The sequence below is a fragment of the Streptomyces sp. NPDC005811 genome, from assembly GCF_040630405.1.
In the GTDB taxonomy this organism is placed as follows: domain Bacteria; phylum Actinomycetota; class Actinomycetes; order Streptomycetales; family Streptomycetaceae; genus Streptomyces.
Map to the genome: position 1 here is coordinate 35,328 of NZ_JBEXXK010000047.1, position 17,618 is coordinate 52,945.

The window sequence follows — 17,618 nt, forward strand, 5'->3', positions numbered from 1 at the left end:
CTTCCCCCTCTTCCAGCTCTTCCAGGACTTTCAGGAGCCCCGCGTGACCATCGACCCCCTCAGCGAGCCCAGCACACTGCTGGCCGACGGGCTGGCCCTGCGGTTCGGCGGCACCCGTGCCCTCGACGGCGTCTCCCTCCGGCTGACGCGCGGTGTCACCGGGCTGCTCGGGCCCAACGGCGCCGGCAAGACCACCCTGCTGCGGGTGCTGGCCACGGCCGTGCCGGCCGACGAGGGCCGGTTCACCGCCCTCGGCCATGACCCCCGCACCTCCGCCGGCCGCCTCGCCCTGCGCCGCGAGCTCGGCTATCTGCCCCAGACCCCCGGCTTCCACCCGGACTTCACGGCCTTCGAGTTCGTCGACTACGTGGCGATCCTCAAGGAACTGACCGAGCGGGCGGCCCGGCACCGCGAGGTGCGTCGCGTCCTGGACGCCGTCGACCTCTCCGATGTGCGCGGCAAGCGGCTCAAGCGGCTCTCCGGCGGGATGCGCCAGCGGGTCGCCCTGGCCGCCGCGCTGGTCGGCGACCCCGGCCTCCTCGTCCTGGACGAGCCGACCGTCGGCCTGGACCCCGAGCAGCGCATGCGCTTCCGGGATCTGATCGCCCAGGCCGGCGAGAGCCGCACGGTCCTGCTGTCCACCCACCAGACCGAGGACGTGGCGATGCTCTGCCACCGCGTCGTCGTCCTCGCCGGTGGCCGGGTCCGCTTCGAGGGCACCCCCGCCGAGCTGACCGCCCGCGCGGCGGGCCGGGTCTGGAGCAGCGCGGAGCGCGCCCCGGGCGCGCTGGCGGGCTGGCGCACCGGGACCGGCACCTTCCGCAACATCGGCGAACCGCCCGCCGGCGCCGATCTGCTCGAACCCACCCTGGAGGACGGCTATCTGCTGGCCCTGGACGGCGAGAGCGCGGAGGTGACGGCATGAGCCCCACCCCCGCTGCCCCGGTCACCCCGGCCGGCCCCCCGGCCGCGCCGCTCGACGAGGCGCCCCCCACCGGCTCCGGGCAGCCCGGCGAGCGCCCCCGCTTCCGCGCGATCCTCGCCCTGGCCCGCTTCGAGACGCGCGAGCTGCTGACGCAGGTCCAGATCCTCTTCTTCTTCGCCCTCTGCCTGGTCCTCGTCATCGTGCAGATGGTGCGGCAGGAGGGCATGGACGACTACCCGATCCTCAACATGGTGGACCGGCAGACCCAGGCGGTGTCCCCGCTGTTCGCGCTCGCCGTGCTCGTCTGCGCGAACGCGGCCGCGCTGCGCTCCCGGAAGCACGGCACGGTGCACCAGCTCGACGTCCTGGCCATGGACCCGTGGCGGCGCACCCTCGCGCACATCCTGTCCGTGGTGCCCTTCGCGGCGCTGACCGCGCTTCTCGCCCTCGCGCAGTACACCCGGGAGGCGCTCAAGCCGGGCGCGATCGGCCACGGTTCGCTCGGCGAACTCGCGGTGGGGCCGCTGACGGTCCTGCTGGCCGGGGTCGTGGGGGTGCTGCTGGCCCGTCTGCTGCCCCTGTCCTTCGCGCCCCTCCTGTTCGTCATCGTCTTCTATCTGGCCCTGGTGGTCGCCGCCGACCTCGCCGGCCAGGGCAAGGGCTGGGCCTGGCAGTGGCTCAGCCCGGTGACGCTGGACTCCCTGCCCAGCGGCGACCCGGTCCCCTCCGACCTGCTGGGCCGCCCCGCCGCCTGGCACGCGCTCTACCTGCTCGGTCTGTGCGCCATGGTGGCCTGCACGGCCCTGCTCCTGGCCGGCGGCCGCACCCGCGCCGTCAAGGCGGCCACGGCTCTCGCCCTGGCGACCACCGTGGCCGGGGTGATCGGGCAGGTGCCCCGGGACACGGCCGCTCTGGAGACGGCCCGCAAGGTGGCGTCCGAGAACCCGCTGAAGGTGCAGTCCTGCACCAAGTACGACGGCTCGACGTACTGCTCCTTCCCCGAGTGGAACGGCGTACGGGACGACTGGGCCGGTGTGGTCCGGCGGGTGCGGTCCCTGGCGGGCGGCCCGGCCGCGACGGAACACCTGACGATCCGCCAGCGCATCGACGCCACCAGCGGGGTGGAGCAGGACACCTCCCTCACCGCCCTGTCCACGCCCGGCGAGGTCACGGTCGGCACGCACTGGGGCGGCAACCGCGTCCCCGAGTTCGCGGTCGGCGTCGCCTCCGTCCTCGTGGGGGCCAGGGAGGAGGTGACGAGCGGGCAACTCTGCGGTGACGCCCGCGCGGTGACGATCATGTGGCTGGCCCTGGGCGCCGACCCCACCCCGCTCGACACCTTCCGTGATGTCCGGCTGGACGACAGCGACCAGGGGTCCGCGGTGATCCTCGCCCCCACCAGCGGGTTCTCCCTGGGGGCGGATCAGACGAAGGTCGTCCGGGAGCTCCTGGACCGGCCGCGGGCCGAGATCACCGAACGGGTCAAGACCCACTGGACGGAGCTGACGTCCGCGTCGACGACGACGGCCCAGGCCGCGAAGCTGCTGGGCGTCCCGGTACCGAAGGAGCCGAGCACATGCGAGGAGTAGAGGAGCCCGGGGGAGTGAACGACAACGGAGCGGAGGCCCGGGGGATGGAGGCCGCCACGGCGACGGCGGACGGGAGGAGAGACGCGGCGGCCCTGCTGCGCCCGCTGCTGGTGCCGGTCTGGCGCACCCTGCCCCGGCGGGCCCTGACGATCGCCGGCGCGGTGGGGCTGCTGTTCGCGGCGAGCACCCGCCTGCCCGACCACGCCCCGGGCACCGAGCAGGGCCTGTTCGTCCTGCGTCTCACGGCGCTCTCCGGCGCCCTGGGCCTGGCCTTCCTCCTGGACGACCCGGCCCGCAACACCAGCGCGACCACCCCGGTCGCCCGCCCGCTGCGGACGGTCCTGCGTCTGGCGATGGTGCTTCCGCTGACCGCCCTGTGGTGGACGGCGGCCCTCCTCCTGGTCCCGTCACCGACCCGCCCCCCGCTCCTCCCGGTCACCCTCCAGGCGGCGGCGACGACCGCGGCCGCCCTGGCCCTCGCCACGCTCGCCGTCCGGTTCTCGGACTCCCCCGAGGTGGGCAGGAGAACGGCGACCTACCTGCTCACGGCATCGGCGGTGGCCCTCCTGACCCCCAACCGCTGGGGCCTGCTGGCCACACCGTCCGACCCCTGGTGGGAGCCGACGCAACTGCGCTGGGCGGCGGTCCTGGGAGTGACGCTGACGATATGCGCCCTGTGGACCCGGGAACCCCTCGGCCCGGGAAGGACGCTCAGGCGGTGATCACCGGTCCCGCGGGGAGCTCACGTCTCCGTCCGGTACATCAGGTCCGTCTCGTGGGTGGTGAAGCCCAGGCCCTCGTACACCGCCACCGCCGCCTTGTTGTCGGCGTCGACGTAGAGCATCGCCGTGGGGAGTCCCTGATTCGCGAGGTGGCGCAGGCCGATCGTGGTGAGGGACTTGCCGAGACCGCCGCCCTGGGCGCCGGGGGCCACGCCGAGGACGTACACCTCGCCGAGCTGCTCCTCGGCGTGGACCTTGGTCCAGTGGAAGCCGATGAGTTCCTCGCCGCGGAAGGCGAGGAAGAAGCCGGCGGGGTCGAACCAGGGCTGGGCCTTGCGGTCGTCGAGGTCGCGCTGCACCAGGGATCCCTGCTCGGGGTGGTGGGCGAAGGACGCGGAGTTGACGGCGAGCCAGGCCGCGTCGTCCCGGCCCGGCTCGAAGGTGCGCACGGTGACTCCCTCGGGCAGCACCGGGTCGGGCAGCGAGAGGTCGGTCAACGGCCGCCGCAGCTGGCGCAGTTCGCGGAACAGGGTCAGCCCGAGGACCTGGGCGAGATGGCGGGCGGCGGAGTGGCCGCCGTGGGCCCACACCCGCAGCCGCTTGCCGGAGGCGGCGAGCAGGGCCGCGCCGAGGGCGCGGCCATGACCGTGGCCGCGGTGGGAGGGGTGGACGACCAGTTCGGCGGCCGGCGCCTCGATCGGGTCGGTGTCCTCCAGCTGGGCGTAGCCGACGAGTTCACCGCCGACGGTGAGGACCAGATGGGAGACGCCTTCGCGGGGACCGCCACGCAGTTGCAGCCGGCCCTGCTCGGACACCGCCTGCTGCCCGTCCGTGCGGAGGGCCTCCGCGAGCAGGTCGAGGACGGCATCGGTCTGTTCGGGGGAGAGCGCGATGAGGGTCTCGATGGATCGGGAGCCGTGGGGCCGTGCGATGTCGTCGCTGGTCATGCGTACGAGGGTAAGGGGAGGGCGCCGCAAAGTGGGGGCAAAGGGGAGGGCAAAGGGAAACCAGGATGTAACCCGGAACCCCCTGTCGCGCTACGCGCGTTGACCTTAGGCTGCGCCGGACGGGGCCACCTACCTCAGCCGATTCACAGGGGGGCGCATGCCAGCCACTTCCCAGCCGGACCCGGGCCGCAGACGTCGTACGTACCGACTGCTCGCGGCCGCCGCCACGCTCGCCACCACGGGTGCGCTGGCCGCGGCTCTTCCGGCGGACGCCCATGACGCGCACCACGGCAAGCCGCTGCCGAGCCGTTACCAGGACGTGCAGCTGCTGTCGTTCAACGATCTGCACGGCAACCTGGAACCGCCGTCGGGCTCGTCCGGCCGGGTGACGGAGCTTCAGGCGGACGGCACGACGAAGACCATCGACGCGGGTGGTGTCGAGTACCTCGCCACGCATCTGCGCGAGGCCCGCAAGAACAACGCGTACTCCATCACCGCGGCCGGCGGCGACATGGTCGGCGCCTCCCCCCTGATCTCGGGCCTGTTCCACGACGAGCCCACCATCGAGGCGCTCAACAAGCTGGACCTGGACGTCACCTCCGTCGGCAACCACGAGTTCGACGAGGGCGCGAAGGAACTGGCCCGGCTGCAGTACGGCGGCTGCCACCCGACGGCCGGCTGCTACACGGACAAGAAGTTCAAGGGCGCCGACTTCCCGTACCTGGCGGCCAACGTGCTGAGCGAGAAGACGGGCAAGCCGGTCCTCGCGCCGTACTGGGTGTGGAAGAAGAAGGACGTCAAGATCGGCTTCATCGGGGTGACGCTGGAGGACACCCCGGGCGTGGTCTCCGCCGAGGGCGTCAAGGGCCTGAAGTTCAAGGACGAGGTCGAGACGATCAACAAGTACGCCAAGGTGCTCCAGCGCCAGGGCGTGAAGTCGATCGTCGCGCTGATCCACGAGGGCGGACAGCCGGCGTCGGGCGCGTACAACTACAACTGCGACGCCTCGGGCGCCGGCGCCGGCATCTCCGGCCCGATCGTGGACATCGCGAAGAACATCTCCCCGTCGGTGGACGCGCTGGTGACGGGCCACACCCACGCCGCGTACGTCTGCACGATCCCGGACCCGGCGGGCAACCCGCGCATGGTCACCTCGGCCGCGTCCTTCGGCCGCCTGTACACGGACACCACGCTGACGTACGACCGCTTCACCGGTGACATCGCGCGGACGTCCGTGAAGTCGGCGAACCACGTGGTCACCCGGACCGTCGCCAAGGCGCCGGACATGACCGAGCTGATCAGCAAGTGGAACACCCTCGCCGCCCCGATCGGCAACCGCGCCATCGGCTACATCTCGGCCGACGTGCCCAACACGGGCACCGAGTCCCCGATGGGTGACCTGATCGCGGACGCGCAGCTGGCGTACGGCAAGGGTCTCGACCCCGAGACCGACCTCGCGCTGATGAACCCGGGCGGCGTGCGGGCCGGCCTCACCTACGCGGCCAAGGGCAGCGAGGGCGACGGCGTGGTGACGTACGCCGAGGGCTTCACGGTCCAGCCGTTCTCCAACACCGTGAACCTCCAGGACTTCACCGGCGCCCAGCTGATCCAGGTCCTCAAGGAGCAGGTCAGCGGGTCGAACGCGAGCGCGCCGAAGATCCTCCAGCCGTCCGCGAACCTGACGTACACGCTGGACCTGACGAAGAGCGGCGCCGACCGGGTCGTCACCGACTCCATCCGGCTGAACGGCGCGGCCGTCGACCCGTCGGCCACCTACCGCATCGCCACCAACAGCTTCCTCGCGGGCGGCGGCGACGGCTTCACCACCCTCGGCCAGGGCACGGGCGACCTCGTCGGCACGGACGACCTCACGGCCCTCGAGCAGTACCTGACCGCCAACTCCTCGGCGACCAGCCCGATCGCCCCGCCGGTGGCGAACCGGATCACGATCGTGCAGTAGCAGTAGCCCACGGCTCGTCCCACGGCTCATCGCTCAACGAGGCCGTCGCGTCATCGACGCGGCGGCCTCTTCGTGTTCTAAGACCTGTGTGAGTCCCGGATTGGTTCCCGTATCCGCCTGAAAACTTGTCTCAGCCGTAATTCATTGAGGTCTCAGCGGAATTGGCTTTTTCTGCTCCGGGCGTCCCGTAGTGTTTTCCATGTCGAAAGCGAACGACGCAAAAGCGAAGATCGCGAACACCTCGAATGGAGAACGTCATGAGCTTCCACAAGATCGCCCCGGTCAAGAAGGCCCGCAAGACCGCTGCCGCCCCTGCTCCGAAGCCCGTCGCCAAGAAGAAGGAGGCGCCGAAGCCGGCTCAGCAGCGCCGCCCCGTCTCCCATAAGAACTGAGTTGCAACAGAAACTGTTGCAAACCTGCGACAAATAAAAACCACGTAATCAGCACCTGTTAAAGCGAGAGGTAATTCCCATGAGCTTCCACAAGATCGCCCCGATCGCCAAGGCCTCCAAGACCGCCAAGGACGCGAAGAAGGACTGCAAGGGCGCCGCGAAGAAGAAGACCGCCGCCCAGCCCGCGCCGAAGCGCCGCCCGGTCTCGCGCCAGGGCTGACGGAACGCCACGAGGCGGGGCCACCTCCGGGTGGCCCCGCCTCGGCCATGCCACGGCCCTGTACGGAAGGAACCGACCATGAGGGAAGCCCGTGAGGCCTTCCGCCGCTTCTGGCCGCTGACCCGCGGCGACCGCGGCTGGATGCTGGTGATCGTGGCCTGCGTGGTGGTCTCCGCGCTCGCCGAGACCGCCGCCATCCTGCTGTTCGCCCAGCTCACCGACAACGCCCTGAAGGAGGGCTCGCTCTCCGCGTTCTGGGGGCCCGCCGGCGCCTGGCTCGGCGTCGCCGTGCTCGGCGCGCTCGTCGGCTACCTGGGCAACTCGCTCGCCACCTGGACCGCCGAGCGGTTCGTGCTGCGCCTGCGCGCGCGGACGTTCGCCCACGTCCAGGGCCTGCCCCCGCACTTCTTCCAGCGGCACCGCCAGGGCGACCTGGTGGAACGCCTGACCGGAGACGTGGAGGCGATCGAACAACTGGTGGTGTCGGGCGTGGTGGGCACGGTCTCCGCGGCCTTCTCCGCCGTCTTCTACTCGGCCGCCGCGCTGTATCTGCGCTGGGACCTGGCCCTCGCCACCTTCCTCCTCGCCCCCCTCTTCCTGCTGGCCGCCCGCCGCTTCTCCGGCCGCATCAAGCAGGCCTCGCGCGACGAACGGGTCGCGGACGGCGCGATCACCTCGGTGGTGGAGGAGTCCCTCGGCAACGTCGTGCTGACCCAGGCGTACAACCGCCGCGCCGACGAGGAACGCCGCCTGGACCGCGAGGCACGCGCCTGGATGCGGGCGAGCGTGCGCGGAGCGCGGCTGAGCGAGATGTACGAGCAGTTCGTCGAGGTCGTCGAGACCCTCTGCGTCCTGGCGGTGATCGGCCTGGGCGTCTGGGAGATCTCCGCCGGCCGGATGACCCTCGGCACCCTCCTCGCCTTCGCCGCCTTCGTCGGCTACCTCTACCCCCCGGTGCGCAGCCTCGGCCAGCTCGGTCTGACGGTCACCGCGGCCACGGCCGGCGCGGACCGCATCGCCGAGATCCTGGACGCCCGCCCGGCCGTCGAGGACCCGGCCACCCCCGTCCCCACCTGGCCCGTGCACGGCCACATCGGCTTCCACGGCGTCGGCTTCACCTACCCCGACACCCCCCGCCCCTCCCTCACGGACCTGACCCTCACCGCGTCCCCCGGCGAACTGATCCTGGTCACGGGCGCGAGCGGAGCCGGCAAGTCCACCCTCGCCAAGCTCCTCACCCGCTTCTACGACCCCGACGCGGGCGTGATCACCCTGGACGGCGTCCCCCTCACCGACGTACCGCTGGAGTTCCTGCGCGAGAACGTGGCCCTGCTGCCGCAGCAGACCCTCGTCCTCAACGGCACGATCCACGAGAACATCGCCTGCGGCCGGCCGGGCGCGAGCGACCGGGAGATCGAGGACGCGGCCCGGGCGGCGGCGGCCCACGGTTTCATCAGCGCCCTCCCCGAGGGCTACGCCACCCCCATCGCCCCCGGCACCGCCGCCCTCTCCGGCGGCCAGCTCCAGCGGATCGCCATCGCCCGCGCCATGCTCCGCGCGGCCCCGGTCCTCGTCCTCGACGAACCCACCGCCGGCCTCGACTCGGTGGCCGCCCGCCAGATCGTCCAGCCCCTGCGCCGGCTGATGTCCGGCCGTACGACGATCATGATCACCCATGACCTCAGCCTCGCCGCCGAGGCCGACCGCATCCTCCTGATCGACGAGGGCCGGCTCCTGGCCACGGGCACCCACGACACCCTGATGAGGACCTGCCCGGCCTACGCCCGCCTCACCGAACCCTGGTCCACCGCCCCCGCGGCACGGCAGCAGTGGGCGGAGGACACCCTGGTCCTGCGGCTGTGACAACCGGAGCCGGAACCCGGAACCGTGCCCCGGGGCGGCTCAGCCCTCCCGGAGCATGTACCCCAGCCCCCGCACCGTCTGGATCAGGCGGGGGCGGCCGTGGTTCTCCAGCTTCCGGCGGAGGTACATGACATAGACGTCGAGGGTGTTGGAGGTGGGCTCGAAGTCGAAGCCCCAGACGTCGTGGAGGATCTGCGGGCGGCTGAGGACCTTGGCGGGGTGGCGCAGGAGGTACTCCAGGAGCGTGTACTCGGTGCGGGTGAGGTCGACGAGGTGGCCGGCCCGGGTGACCGTACGGGTGGAGTGGGTCATGACGACGTCGAGGAACGTGAGGGTGTCGGGGGCCGAGGGCGCCGGGGGCGGGGGTGTGCGGCGGGTGGCGCGGCGCAGCAGGGCGCGGACCCGGGCCAGGAGTTCCTCGACGGCGAAGGGTTTCATCAGGTAGTCGTCGGCGCCGTTGTCCAGGGCGACGATACGGTCGCCGACCGCGTCCCGGCCGGTGATCATGAGGATCGGGACCGTGGAGCCGGAGGCGCGGATGCGGCGGGTGGCGGCCAGGCCGTCGAGGCCCGGCATGGTGACGTCCATCAGGACCAGGTCGGGTGTGCTGCCGGGGGCCGCGATCAGGTCGAGGGCGAGCCGTCCGTCGCCGGCGAGGACGGTCTCGTAGCCCTCGAACCTGAGCAGTCTGCCGATGCCTTCCCTGATGTCCGCGTCGTCGTCGGCGAGCAGGATCCTGCCCGCCGCGTGCGTCGTGGTGCCCGTTTCCGTTCCCCTCACCGTTTGATTCACCATTCCTTCACGGTGGGGCGGAGGGCTGTGGCTGAGCTGGCAGAGGGGTGTGGCTGGGCTGGGATCAGGAGGCCGACGGCGTCCAGTCGCCGAGCCAGTCCGCGACCTCCTGGCCGGCGGCCTGGGCGTCGGTCAGCTGCGGGCGGTTGCTGCTCGCGGCCCCCGCTCCGGCGCCGGTGTTCTTGTACTCGGCGAAGCGGTCGTCCTTCCAGGAGAAGCCGCCCATGTCGGACCAGGGGGTCGACTTGACCGCCGCGCTGAGCGAGCTGTCGCGGACCGTGGTCTGCGGGTCGACGGTGGTGTCGCCGCCCGGGTGCCAGTTGCGGCCGAGGAAGAAGGTGGCCGAGCTGACGTCCCCGTTGATCGTCGAGCGGTTGATCAGGATGCCCTTGCGGCCCGCGGGGGTGCTGGGGGCGGTGACATAGCCGGCGCTCGTGCCGTTCCAGCGCTTCTTCAGCGTGATGACGGACTTGTCGACGACGGCCGTGGCCCGGCCGAAGATGAAGTCGACGTTGCCGGTGATGTAGGAGTTGCTGATGTAGACGCGGCCGAGCTTGTCCTTGGCGGCGGTCTCCATCTCCAGGGTGTCCTGGTCGCCGTTGACGATGACCCCGTCGAGCACGATCCGGTCGGCCTGTGTCAGCAGCGCCACCGCCTGGTTGGCGATGTCCTGGTGCCTGGACTCGTCGAAGTCGTTGGTGACGGTGAGATTGCGGACCTGGGAGTCGTCCGAGAGGACGGACACGGTCGCGCTGCCCGGGGTGCCGTACGTCCCCGACCCGTCGGGCTTGGTCATGCCCGCCGCGTTGCCGTAGACGATCGTCGTGTCCTTGCGGCTGGAGCCGCTGCCCTGGAGGGTGACGTGCGGCTTGTTCGCGGGGACCTTCACGACCTCGCGGTACGTCCCCGGCTTCACGGAGATGACGACCCGGGCGGTGTTGTTCGCGGGTACGGCGTCCACGGCGGCCTGGACCGTCTTGTACTGCCCCGTGCCGTCGGCGGCGACGATGATCGTCGTCGTGGCCGCCCTGGTGGTGCCCGTGCCGGTGGACGTGGTCGTGCCGAGGTTGCCGCGTGGGCCGGTACCGGCCTTGAGCAGCGAGGGCACGTCGGCCGTCTTGTCCAGGGTGTACGCGTAGTACTTCTTCGGGTCCCAGGCCGTGCCCGAGCCGCCGCTCTCGTTCTTGCCGGTCGTCCCGGAGAACTGGTTGCCGCGCTGGACGAGGGTGGCGGTGGTGTCGCGGACGACGGGGTTGGTGAGGCCCTGGAAGTAGGAGTTCTCCAGGACCATGTTGGTCCTGCCGCGCGCGTAGTTACCGTACGCCGACTTGATCTCCGTGCCCGCCACGTCCTCCAGGAAGTTGTTGTAGAGGTGCGCGTGGGCGACGTTGTCCGTGGAGGGGTTGCGCTGCTCGGTCTCGCGGATCCAGTTGTGGTGGATGGTGATGTCCGCGGTGACGTTGTCGGTCCAGCCGATGCCGAAGGCCTTGTTCTCCTGGCTGAGCTTGTTCCAGGAGACGGTCAGATAGGTGGTGTCCTTGCGGCTGTCGATCAGGCCGTCGGCCATGTGCCGGATGTCGTTGTGGTCGATCCACACATGGTGGGCGCCGTCCATCTGGATGCCGTCGTAGTCGTGCTCCTTGTCGTTCCAGACGCCCTGGTACGCGTCCCGGATCGTCAGATTCCGGATGATCACGTTGTGGACGCCCTGGCCGAGGAAGAAGCCGCCGCCGACGATCTGCCCGGAGGTCCCGGACCCGATGATCGTCTTGTTCGACCGGACCTTGATCTCCTTGCCGACCGGGTCCATGTTGATGGTCGCGGCGACGACGATGACGTACGGCTCGGTGGCCGTCGCGTACTTCTCCAGATCGGCGAGCGTCTTCACGGTGACCGTCTTGCCGTCCCGGCCGCCGTACGTCCCGTTCTGGCCCAGCGCGTTGACCGAGGCGAAACCGTCGGCGGAGGCGGTGGCCCAGGCGGGCGCGGCGGTGGCCGCCGACGCCTTCGTCTGCGCGTCGGCACCGAAGAGCCCCAGGTCCGTGCCGTACGCGAGGGTGCCGGCGGCGGTCAGGGCCAGCGGGACCCCCACGGCGAGCGCGGTCCGGCGCCTGCGGTGCCGGGGGCGGGAGCCGGTGCTGGGCGCGCGGCGGGCTTCACTCATCTGCGGGTTCCGTTCCAGGAGGGGATCACCCGTGGGGGGTGTGCGTCGCGGGAGGGTCGCCGCCTGGAACGGAAAGGTTGCCGTAGGGAGGAAATCGATGACGTTACGGCGTCTCCGGCGCCTCGGGGGGAGGCGTCGGCGCGCCCGGCAGCCGTACGGTGGCCACCGTGCCGCCGCCGTGGGCGCGGGCCAGGGTGACGTCACCGCCGGCCTGCTCGACCGTGCGGGCCACGATGGACAGGCCCAGGCCGGAGCCGGGGAGGGCGCGGGCGCTGGGGGAGCGCCAGAAGCGGTCGAAGACGTGCGGGAGTTCGTCTTCGGGGATACCGGGGCCGTGGTCGCGGACGGTCAGGACGCCGTGCGTCAGCCGGACGTCGATCGTGCCGCCCTCGGGGCTGAACTTCACCGCGTTGTCCAGGATGTTGACGACCGCGCGCTCCAGCGCGGCGGGCTCCGCCCGGGTGAACCAGGCCTCCACGTGGGCGTTGATGGTCAGCTCGGGGCCGCGCAGCCGGGCCCGGCGCAGGGCCGCCTCGACCGTGTCCTCCAGGTCGACCACCTGGACGCGTTCGCCGCGCTGGCCCTCCGAGCGGGACAGCTCCTGGAGGTCGCCGATGAGCGAGGCCAACTCCGTCATCTGCGCCTTCACACTCGCGAGCAGCGCCTTGCGGTCGGCGGCGGGGATGGGGCGGCCGGTCTCCTCACTGCGGGTGAGGAGCTCGATGTTCGTGCGGAGGGAGGTGAGCGGCGTACGCAGCTCGTGCCCGGCGTCCGCGATCAGCTGCTGCTGGAGCTCACGGGAGTTGGCGAGGGAGGCGGTCATCGAGTTGAACGACCGGGAGAGCCGGGCGATCTCGTCGTCGGCGTCGTCTTCGACCGGGATGCGTACGCTCAGGTCCTCGGTGCGGGCGACGTGCTCGACGGCTTCCGTGAGTTTGTCGACCGGGCGCAGACCCGCGCGGGCGACCGCGAGGCCCGCGGCTCCGGCTCCGAGCACTCCGATACCGGAGACGAGCAGGAGGATCAGGGCGAGGTCGTTGAGGGTCTTCTCGGTGTTCTTCAGGGGGAGGGCGATGAGAATGGCGGCCTTGGAAGTGGTGTTCGTGGTCGGGTCCGTGATCGTGAATCCCGGCACCGACAGGACGCGCACGCTGTTGCCGTCCTCATCGGTGCTGTTGTGGAAGACACCGCGACCTGCCTCGCCGTTCTTGATGGTGTCCTTGTCGACCTCGGTGACCTTGACAGCGCCGAGGGAGTAGGGGAAGACGCAGGTCTTGCCGTTCTCCGCCACCACCTGGAAATAGGTGTTCCGAGGGCCGTTGGTGTTCTGCGCGGAGGTCTCTTTGGTGCAGTTGTTGACTGCGGTGTTGGCCTGATCCTCGAGCCGCGGCATCTGCAGCGACTTCTGCAGGTCGTTGTTCACCTGCTCGTACAGCTTCCCCTGCACGATGAACCAGCACGTCACCGACACCGCCGCCACCGCGAACGCCACCGCGGCAGCGACCAGCATCGACAGGCGCGCCCGGATCGGGAGGGTCCGGAAACGCCGTACCAGCTTGTTCACTCCGCGCCGCCCTGTCGGAGGACGTACCCGACCCCGCGCACCGTGTGCACGAGCCGCGGTTCGCCCGCCGCCTCGGTCTTGCGGCGCAGGTACATCACGTACACGTCCAGGGAGTTGGACGACGGCTCGAAGTCGAAGCCCCACACCGCCTTCAGGATCTGCTCGCGCGTGAGGACCTGACGCGGGTGGGCCATGAACATCTCCAGGAGGGTGAACTCCGTGCGGGTCAGTTCGACGGGCCGCCCGGCCCGGGTGACCTCGCGGGTCGCGAGGTCCATGCGCAGGTCGGCGAAGGTGAGCGCCTCGTCCTCCTCCACGGCGGCCGTGCCGGCCGCCGCCGCGTAGGAGCTGCGCCGCAGCAGCGCGCGGACCCGGGCGAACAGCTCGTCCAGTTCGAACGGCTTGACCAGGTAGTCGTCGGCGCCCGCGTCGAGCCCGGTGACCCGGTCGCCGACCGTGTCGCGGGCCGTGAGCATGAGGATGGGGGTCGTGTCGCCCGCGCCGCGGATGCGGCGCGCGGCCGTCAGGCCGTCCATGCGGGGCATCTGGATGTCGAGGACCACCAGGTCGGGCCGGTAGGCCGTGGCCTTCTCCAGGGCGTCGGCGCCGTCGACGGCGACCTCCGTGTCGTAGCCCTCGAAGGCGAGGCTGCGCTGGAGTGCTTCACGCACCGCCGGCTCGTCGTCGACGATCAGGATGCGCTGGATGTCACGGTCGCCTTCGGCGGGGCTCATGGGCGTGGATCCTCGGGTGCGGTGGGACGGACGGGGGACGAGGCCTTCAGCCTCGCATGCTTCCCGGTCCGTGCGTGAAGAGTGGTGCTGCGGGAGATCAGCCGCGCATCGCCGTGAGGCGGTTCAGCGGGACCTTGCGGCGGTGCGGGCGGGTGGCGGGGGTGCGCAGGCCCATCAGCTGCGGCGCCGCCACCTCCGGGGCCCGCACGACCATCTGCTGCACCGGCTCGTGCAGCTCGTACGCCACGTCGAGGGCCAGGGCGAGGTCGGCCGCGCCGACGCCGGTCACCGTGTGCGAAACCTGCTTGATCATGACGTACTCCCTGAGTGACGAGGAAAGGTCGTTCAGCTGTCGGAACCGCCGGCCCGCAGGGTCGCGAGGTCGGACTTGACGGTGTTGATCGGGATGGCGAAGCCGAGGCCGACGCTGCCGGCGTCCGTGGAGGAGGACGAGGACGCGGAGTACATCGCGGAGTTGATGCCGATGATGTTGCCGCTCGCGTCGATGAGCGCGCCGCCGGAGTTGCCGGGGTTGAGGGAGGCGTCCGTCTGGAGCGCCTTGTAGGTGGTGGTCGAGGTGCCGGTGTCGCCGTTGAACTGCTGGCCGCCGAACTCGAACGGCCACCCGCCGCTGCCCTGCTGTTGCTGCTGCTGGCCCTGGCTCTCGTCGGTGGAGACGGTCACGTCTCGGTTGAGCGCGGAGACGATGCCGCTGGTCACCGTGCCGGTCAGGCCCTCGGGGGAGCCGATCGCCACGACCTCGTCGCCGACCTGGACGCCGTCGGAGTTGCCGAGGGTCGCCGCCTTCAGACCGGAGGCGTTCTCCAGCTTGATCAGCGCGAGGTCCTTCTTGCTGTCGGTGCCGACGACCTTCGCGGTGTAGCTCTTGCCGTCGCTGGTCGTCACCTTGATCGAGGAGGCGCCCGAGATGACGTGGTTGTTGGTGACGATCTCACCGTCGCTGGTGATGATCACACCGGAGCCGGTGGAGGAGCCGTTGCTGAGGGTGGCGTTGACCTCGACGACGCTCGGGCTGACCGCGGCGGCGATCGAGGCGACGTCACCGGTCTTGCTGGACGGCACCACGCTGGTCGTGGTGGAGGAGGAGACGACCTGGTCCTTGCCGGTCAGCTCCTGTATGCCGTACGCCGTGCCGCCTCCGATGGCCGCGGCGACGATCGCCACGGCGGCGAGCAGGGCCAGGGGGCCGCGGGTGCGCTTCTTCCTGGGCTCCGGGGCGCCCGGCTCGGCGGCCACGGGGGTGAGGAGAGCGGTTCCGCCGCCGTTGCCGTCCCCGCCGGCCGGTGCGGCCTGCGTCTGCACCGGCGTCTGCCACACCGCGGTGGGCTCGACCACCGGCTGCTGCTGGTGCACGGCCTGCTGCGGTGCCTGCTGCACCGGCTGGTACGCCGGCGGGGGCGGCCACTCCGGGTTGACGGGGGAGGAAGCGTGCTGCTGGGCGCCCTGGTAAGGGGTGTCGAAGTTCTCGTACTCGCCGCTGCGGCGGAAGCTCTCGGTCATGGAAAGAAGCTTGTCCCGCAACCATGAGAGCTCCCTGAGTGCTCCCTGAGAACGCCGCCAGAACCTCGTATGCCCGATATAAAGCCGGAACAGGCGTCCGGCGCGGGTCTCTCAGAGACCTCTCATACGGTCACGCCGTACGGTCAGGGGCAGCCGCAGGAGCGGCGGGTCACCAGGCGGGACGGGAACTGCTTGAGGCGTTCCCGGCGGGAGCCCGCGACCCGTACCCCGTCGTCCAGGACCAGGTCCACCGCCGCGCGGGCCATCGCCGAGCGGTCCGATGCGATCGTTGTCATGGGCGGATCAGCGAGGGCGGCTTCCTTGATGTCGTCGAAGCCGATGACGGCCAGCTCGCCCGGTACGTCGATGCGCAGCTCGCGGGCCGCGCGCAGCAGGCCGATCGCCTGGTCGTCGGTGGAGCAGAAGATCGCGGGCGGCCGGTCGGGGCCGGAGAGCAGGTCGAGGGCGACGCGATAGGCGTCGTAGCGGTTGTACGGCGCCTCGAAGAGCCGGTCCTCGGTGCTGAGCCCGGCGTCGGCCATGGCCTGCCGCCAGCCCTCGACGTGGTCGGAGACCGGGTCGCCGACGGAGGGTGTCTCGGCGGTGCCGCCCATGCAGGCGACGTACGCGCAGCCGTGCTCCAGGAGGTGGCGGACGGCGATCCGGGCGCCGCCCAGGTCGTCGGTGACGACGGCGACGTCGTCGATGGCCTCGGGCCGCTCGTGCAGCAGCACCACCCGGGCGTCCCAGGCCTCGATCTCGGCGGCGGCCAGGTCGTTGAGCGCGTGGCTGACGAGGATCAGGCCGGAGACCCGCATCCCGAGGAACGCCCGCAGATAGTGGACCTCGCGCTCGGCGACGTAGTCGGTGTTGCCGACCAGGACCATCTTCCCGCGCTCGGAGGCGGCCTGCTCGACCGCGTGCGCCATCTCGCCGAAGAAGGGCTGGCGGGCGTCCGGGATGATCAGACCTATGAGGTCCGTGCGCCGGGACGCCATCGCCTGGGCGACCCGGTCGGGCCGGTACCCCAGCTCCTTGATCGCGGCGAGGACACGCTCGCGCGTGGCCGGGGCGACCGGCCGGGGTCCGTTGTTGATGACGTAGCTGACGACGGCGGTGGAGGTCCCCGCCAGTCGTGCGACGTCGTCCCGAGTCACCTTGGCCACGCGCGGAGTCTACGCGGATGGACCCGCTCTGGGCAGGGCGTACGTCACGTCCCTGTGCGGAAGCAATGCCTCCGCTGAGCGGATCCCGGCCGGTACCGGTGGGTAACCGGGGGGTACCGGCGAGTACTAGGCGTCCGCCGCGACCTCTTCGGCGCCCACGGTGACCGCGTTGTCCGGATCGTCCGCGTTTACCCGCCCGGCCTTGGCCTTCGCGTCGTCACTCCCGCGCTCCGCCTTCTCGGGCGTAACGAATCGATAACCCACGTTCCGGACGGTGCCGATCAGCGACTCGTGCTCCGGGCCGAGCTTGGCGCGCAGCCGTCGTACGTGCACATCGACCGTGCGCGTGCCGCCGAAGTAGTCGTAGCCCCACACCTCCTGGAGGAGCTGTGCGCGGGTGAACACCCGGCCGGGGTGCTGGGCCAGGTATTTCAGCAGCTCGAACTCCTTGAAGGTGAGGTCGAGGACCCGGCCCTTCAGCTTCGCGCTGTACGTCGCCTCGTCCACGGACAGATCGCCGTTGCGGATCTCCATGGGGGAGTCGTCGTTGACGATCTGCTGGCGGCCCATGGCGAGCCGCAGCCGCGCCTCCACCTCCGCCGGGCCGGCGGTGTCGAGGAGGACGTCGTCGATGCCCCAGTCGGCGGTGACGGCGGCCAGGCCGCCCTCGGTGACGACGAGGATCAGCGGACAGCCGGGCCCGGTCGAGCGCAGCAGCTGACACAGGCTGCGCACCTGCGGGAGGTCGCGCCGGCCGTCGATCAGGATGACGTCGGCGCCCGGGGTGTCGACGAGTGCGGGTCCTTCCGCCGGAGCGACGCGCACGTTGTGCAGCAGCAGGCCGAGGGCGGGCAGCACCTCGGTCGACGGCTGGAGGGCATTGGTCAGGAGCAGCAGAGAACTCATATGTCTGGTTCCTCCTCGGTCCCTGCGAGGACGTTTGCGGCACTACGGCACTGCGGCACTGCACTGCACGTTCCCGAAGGCCCCGTACACCCACGGTCACCTGGAGTTTCCCGCTTCGTATACAACGCTTCCGAAAGCACAAAAGGACCCGGG

Annotated in this window: 16 protein-coding genes; 7 read left to right on the forward strand and 9 right to left on the reverse strand. The window is 70.9% G+C overall.

The window, feature by feature from the left end:
- Positions 1 to 43 precede the first annotated feature (43 nt).
- From ABZ490_RS38075 to ABZ490_RS38085, 3 genes are read left to right on the forward strand one after another with little or no spacing between them, the layout of a single operon-like run.
- Positions 44 to 925, forward strand: coding sequence for an ABC transporter ATP-binding protein (locus ABZ490_RS38075; protein ID WP_359001159.1), 882 nt, complete (start codon positions 44 to 46; stop codon positions 923 to 925).
- Positions 922 to 2,514, forward strand: a complete 1,593-nt coding sequence (locus ABZ490_RS38080) for an ABC transporter permease (RefSeq protein WP_359001161.1) — start codon at positions 922 to 924, stop codon at positions 2,512 to 2,514. The genes ABZ490_RS38075 and ABZ490_RS38080 overlap by 4 nt, the downstream gene beginning before the upstream one ends.
- Positions 2,502 to 3,236: an ABC transporter gene (locus tag ABZ490_RS38085; protein ID WP_359001164.1), complete on the forward strand. Its 735-nt coding sequence runs from the start codon at positions 2,502 to 2,504 to the stop codon at positions 3,234 to 3,236. The genes ABZ490_RS38080 and ABZ490_RS38085 overlap by 13 nt, the downstream gene beginning before the upstream one ends.
- Positions 3,237 to 3,256: 20 nt before the next feature.
- On the opposite strand, the gene mshD is transcribed toward ABZ490_RS38085, so the two are convergent.
- Complete coding sequence (gene mshD, locus ABZ490_RS38090) at positions 3,257 to 4,183, reverse strand: mycothiol synthase (protein ID WP_359001167.1); 927 nt, start codon at positions 4,181 to 4,183, stop codon at positions 3,257 to 3,259.
- A gap of 157 nt (positions 4,184 to 4,340) precedes the next feature.
- Here mshD and ABZ490_RS38095 point away from each other — a divergent pair, with 157 nt between their 5' ends.
- The 4 genes from ABZ490_RS38095 (at position 4,341) to ABZ490_RS38110 (ending at position 8,618) form a co-directional block, all read left to right on the forward strand.
- Positions 4,341 to 6,143, forward strand: coding sequence for a bifunctional metallophosphatase/5'-nucleotidase (locus ABZ490_RS38095; protein ID WP_359001170.1), 1,803 nt, complete (start codon positions 4,341 to 4,343; stop codon positions 6,141 to 6,143).
- A 257-nt stretch (positions 6,144 to 6,400) separates the two neighbouring features.
- A complete protein-coding gene (locus ABZ490_RS38100) occupies positions 6,401 to 6,535 on the forward strand; it encodes a hypothetical protein (protein WP_359001173.1) in 135 nt (44 codons plus the stop codon).
- Between the two features lie 79 nt (positions 6,536 to 6,614).
- Positions 6,615 to 6,755 (forward strand): hypothetical protein, encoded by a 141-nt coding sequence (locus tag ABZ490_RS38105; protein WP_359001176.1) that lies wholly within the window; start codon positions 6,615 to 6,617, stop codon positions 6,753 to 6,755.
- A 78-nt stretch (positions 6,756 to 6,833) separates the two neighbouring features.
- A complete protein-coding gene (locus tag ABZ490_RS38110; RefSeq protein WP_359001179.1) occupies positions 6,834 to 8,618 on the forward strand; it encodes an ABC transporter ATP-binding protein in 1,785 nt (594 codons plus the stop codon).
- A 39-nt stretch (positions 8,619 to 8,657) separates the two neighbouring features.
- On the opposite strand, the gene ABZ490_RS38115 is transcribed toward ABZ490_RS38110, so the two are convergent.
- The 8 genes from ABZ490_RS38115 to ABZ490_RS38150 form a co-directional block, all read right to left on the reverse strand.
- On the reverse strand, positions 8,658 to 9,413 hold the full coding sequence (locus tag ABZ490_RS38115; protein ID WP_359001182.1) for a response regulator transcription factor: 756 nt from the start codon (positions 9,411 to 9,413) through the stop codon (positions 8,658 to 8,660).
- Positions 9,414 to 9,474: 61 nt separating this feature from the next.
- On the reverse strand, positions 9,475 to 11,574 hold the full coding sequence (locus ABZ490_RS38120; RefSeq protein ID WP_359001185.1) for a pectinesterase family protein: 2,100 nt from the start codon (positions 11,572 to 11,574) through the stop codon (positions 9,475 to 9,477).
- 103 nt (positions 11,575 to 11,677) lie between these two features.
- Positions 11,678 to 13,138 (reverse strand): HAMP domain-containing sensor histidine kinase, encoded by a 1,461-nt coding sequence (locus ABZ490_RS38125; protein ID WP_359001188.1) that lies wholly within the window; start codon positions 13,136 to 13,138, stop codon positions 11,678 to 11,680.
- Positions 13,135 to 13,872: a response regulator transcription factor gene (locus ABZ490_RS38130; protein ID WP_359001191.1), complete on the reverse strand. Its 738-nt coding sequence runs from the start codon at positions 13,870 to 13,872 to the stop codon at positions 13,135 to 13,137. The genes ABZ490_RS38125 and ABZ490_RS38130 overlap by 4 nt, the downstream gene beginning before the upstream one ends.
- 97 nt (positions 13,873 to 13,969) lie before the next feature.
- The gene (locus ABZ490_RS38135; RefSeq protein WP_359001194.1) at positions 13,970 to 14,185 is read right to left on the reverse strand and encodes a hypothetical protein; all 216 of its coding nucleotides are present in this window, start codon (positions 14,183 to 14,185) and stop codon (positions 13,970 to 13,972) included.
- Positions 14,186 to 14,217: 32 nt separating this feature from the next.
- Positions 14,218 to 15,393 (reverse strand): trypsin-like peptidase domain-containing protein, encoded by a 1,176-nt coding sequence (locus ABZ490_RS38140; protein ID WP_359001197.1) that lies wholly within the window; start codon positions 15,391 to 15,393, stop codon positions 14,218 to 14,220.
- A 143-nt stretch (positions 15,394 to 15,536) separates the two neighbouring features.
- Positions 15,537 to 16,559, reverse strand: a complete 1,023-nt coding sequence (locus ABZ490_RS38145; protein ID WP_359001200.1) for a LacI family DNA-binding transcriptional regulator — start codon at positions 16,557 to 16,559, stop codon at positions 15,537 to 15,539.
- A 126-nt stretch (positions 16,560 to 16,685) separates the two neighbouring features.
- Positions 16,686 to 17,465 (reverse strand): response regulator transcription factor, encoded by a 780-nt coding sequence (locus tag ABZ490_RS38150; RefSeq protein WP_359001203.1) that lies wholly within the window; start codon positions 17,463 to 17,465, stop codon positions 16,686 to 16,688.
- Between the last annotated feature and the right edge of the window lie 153 nt (positions 17,466 to 17,618).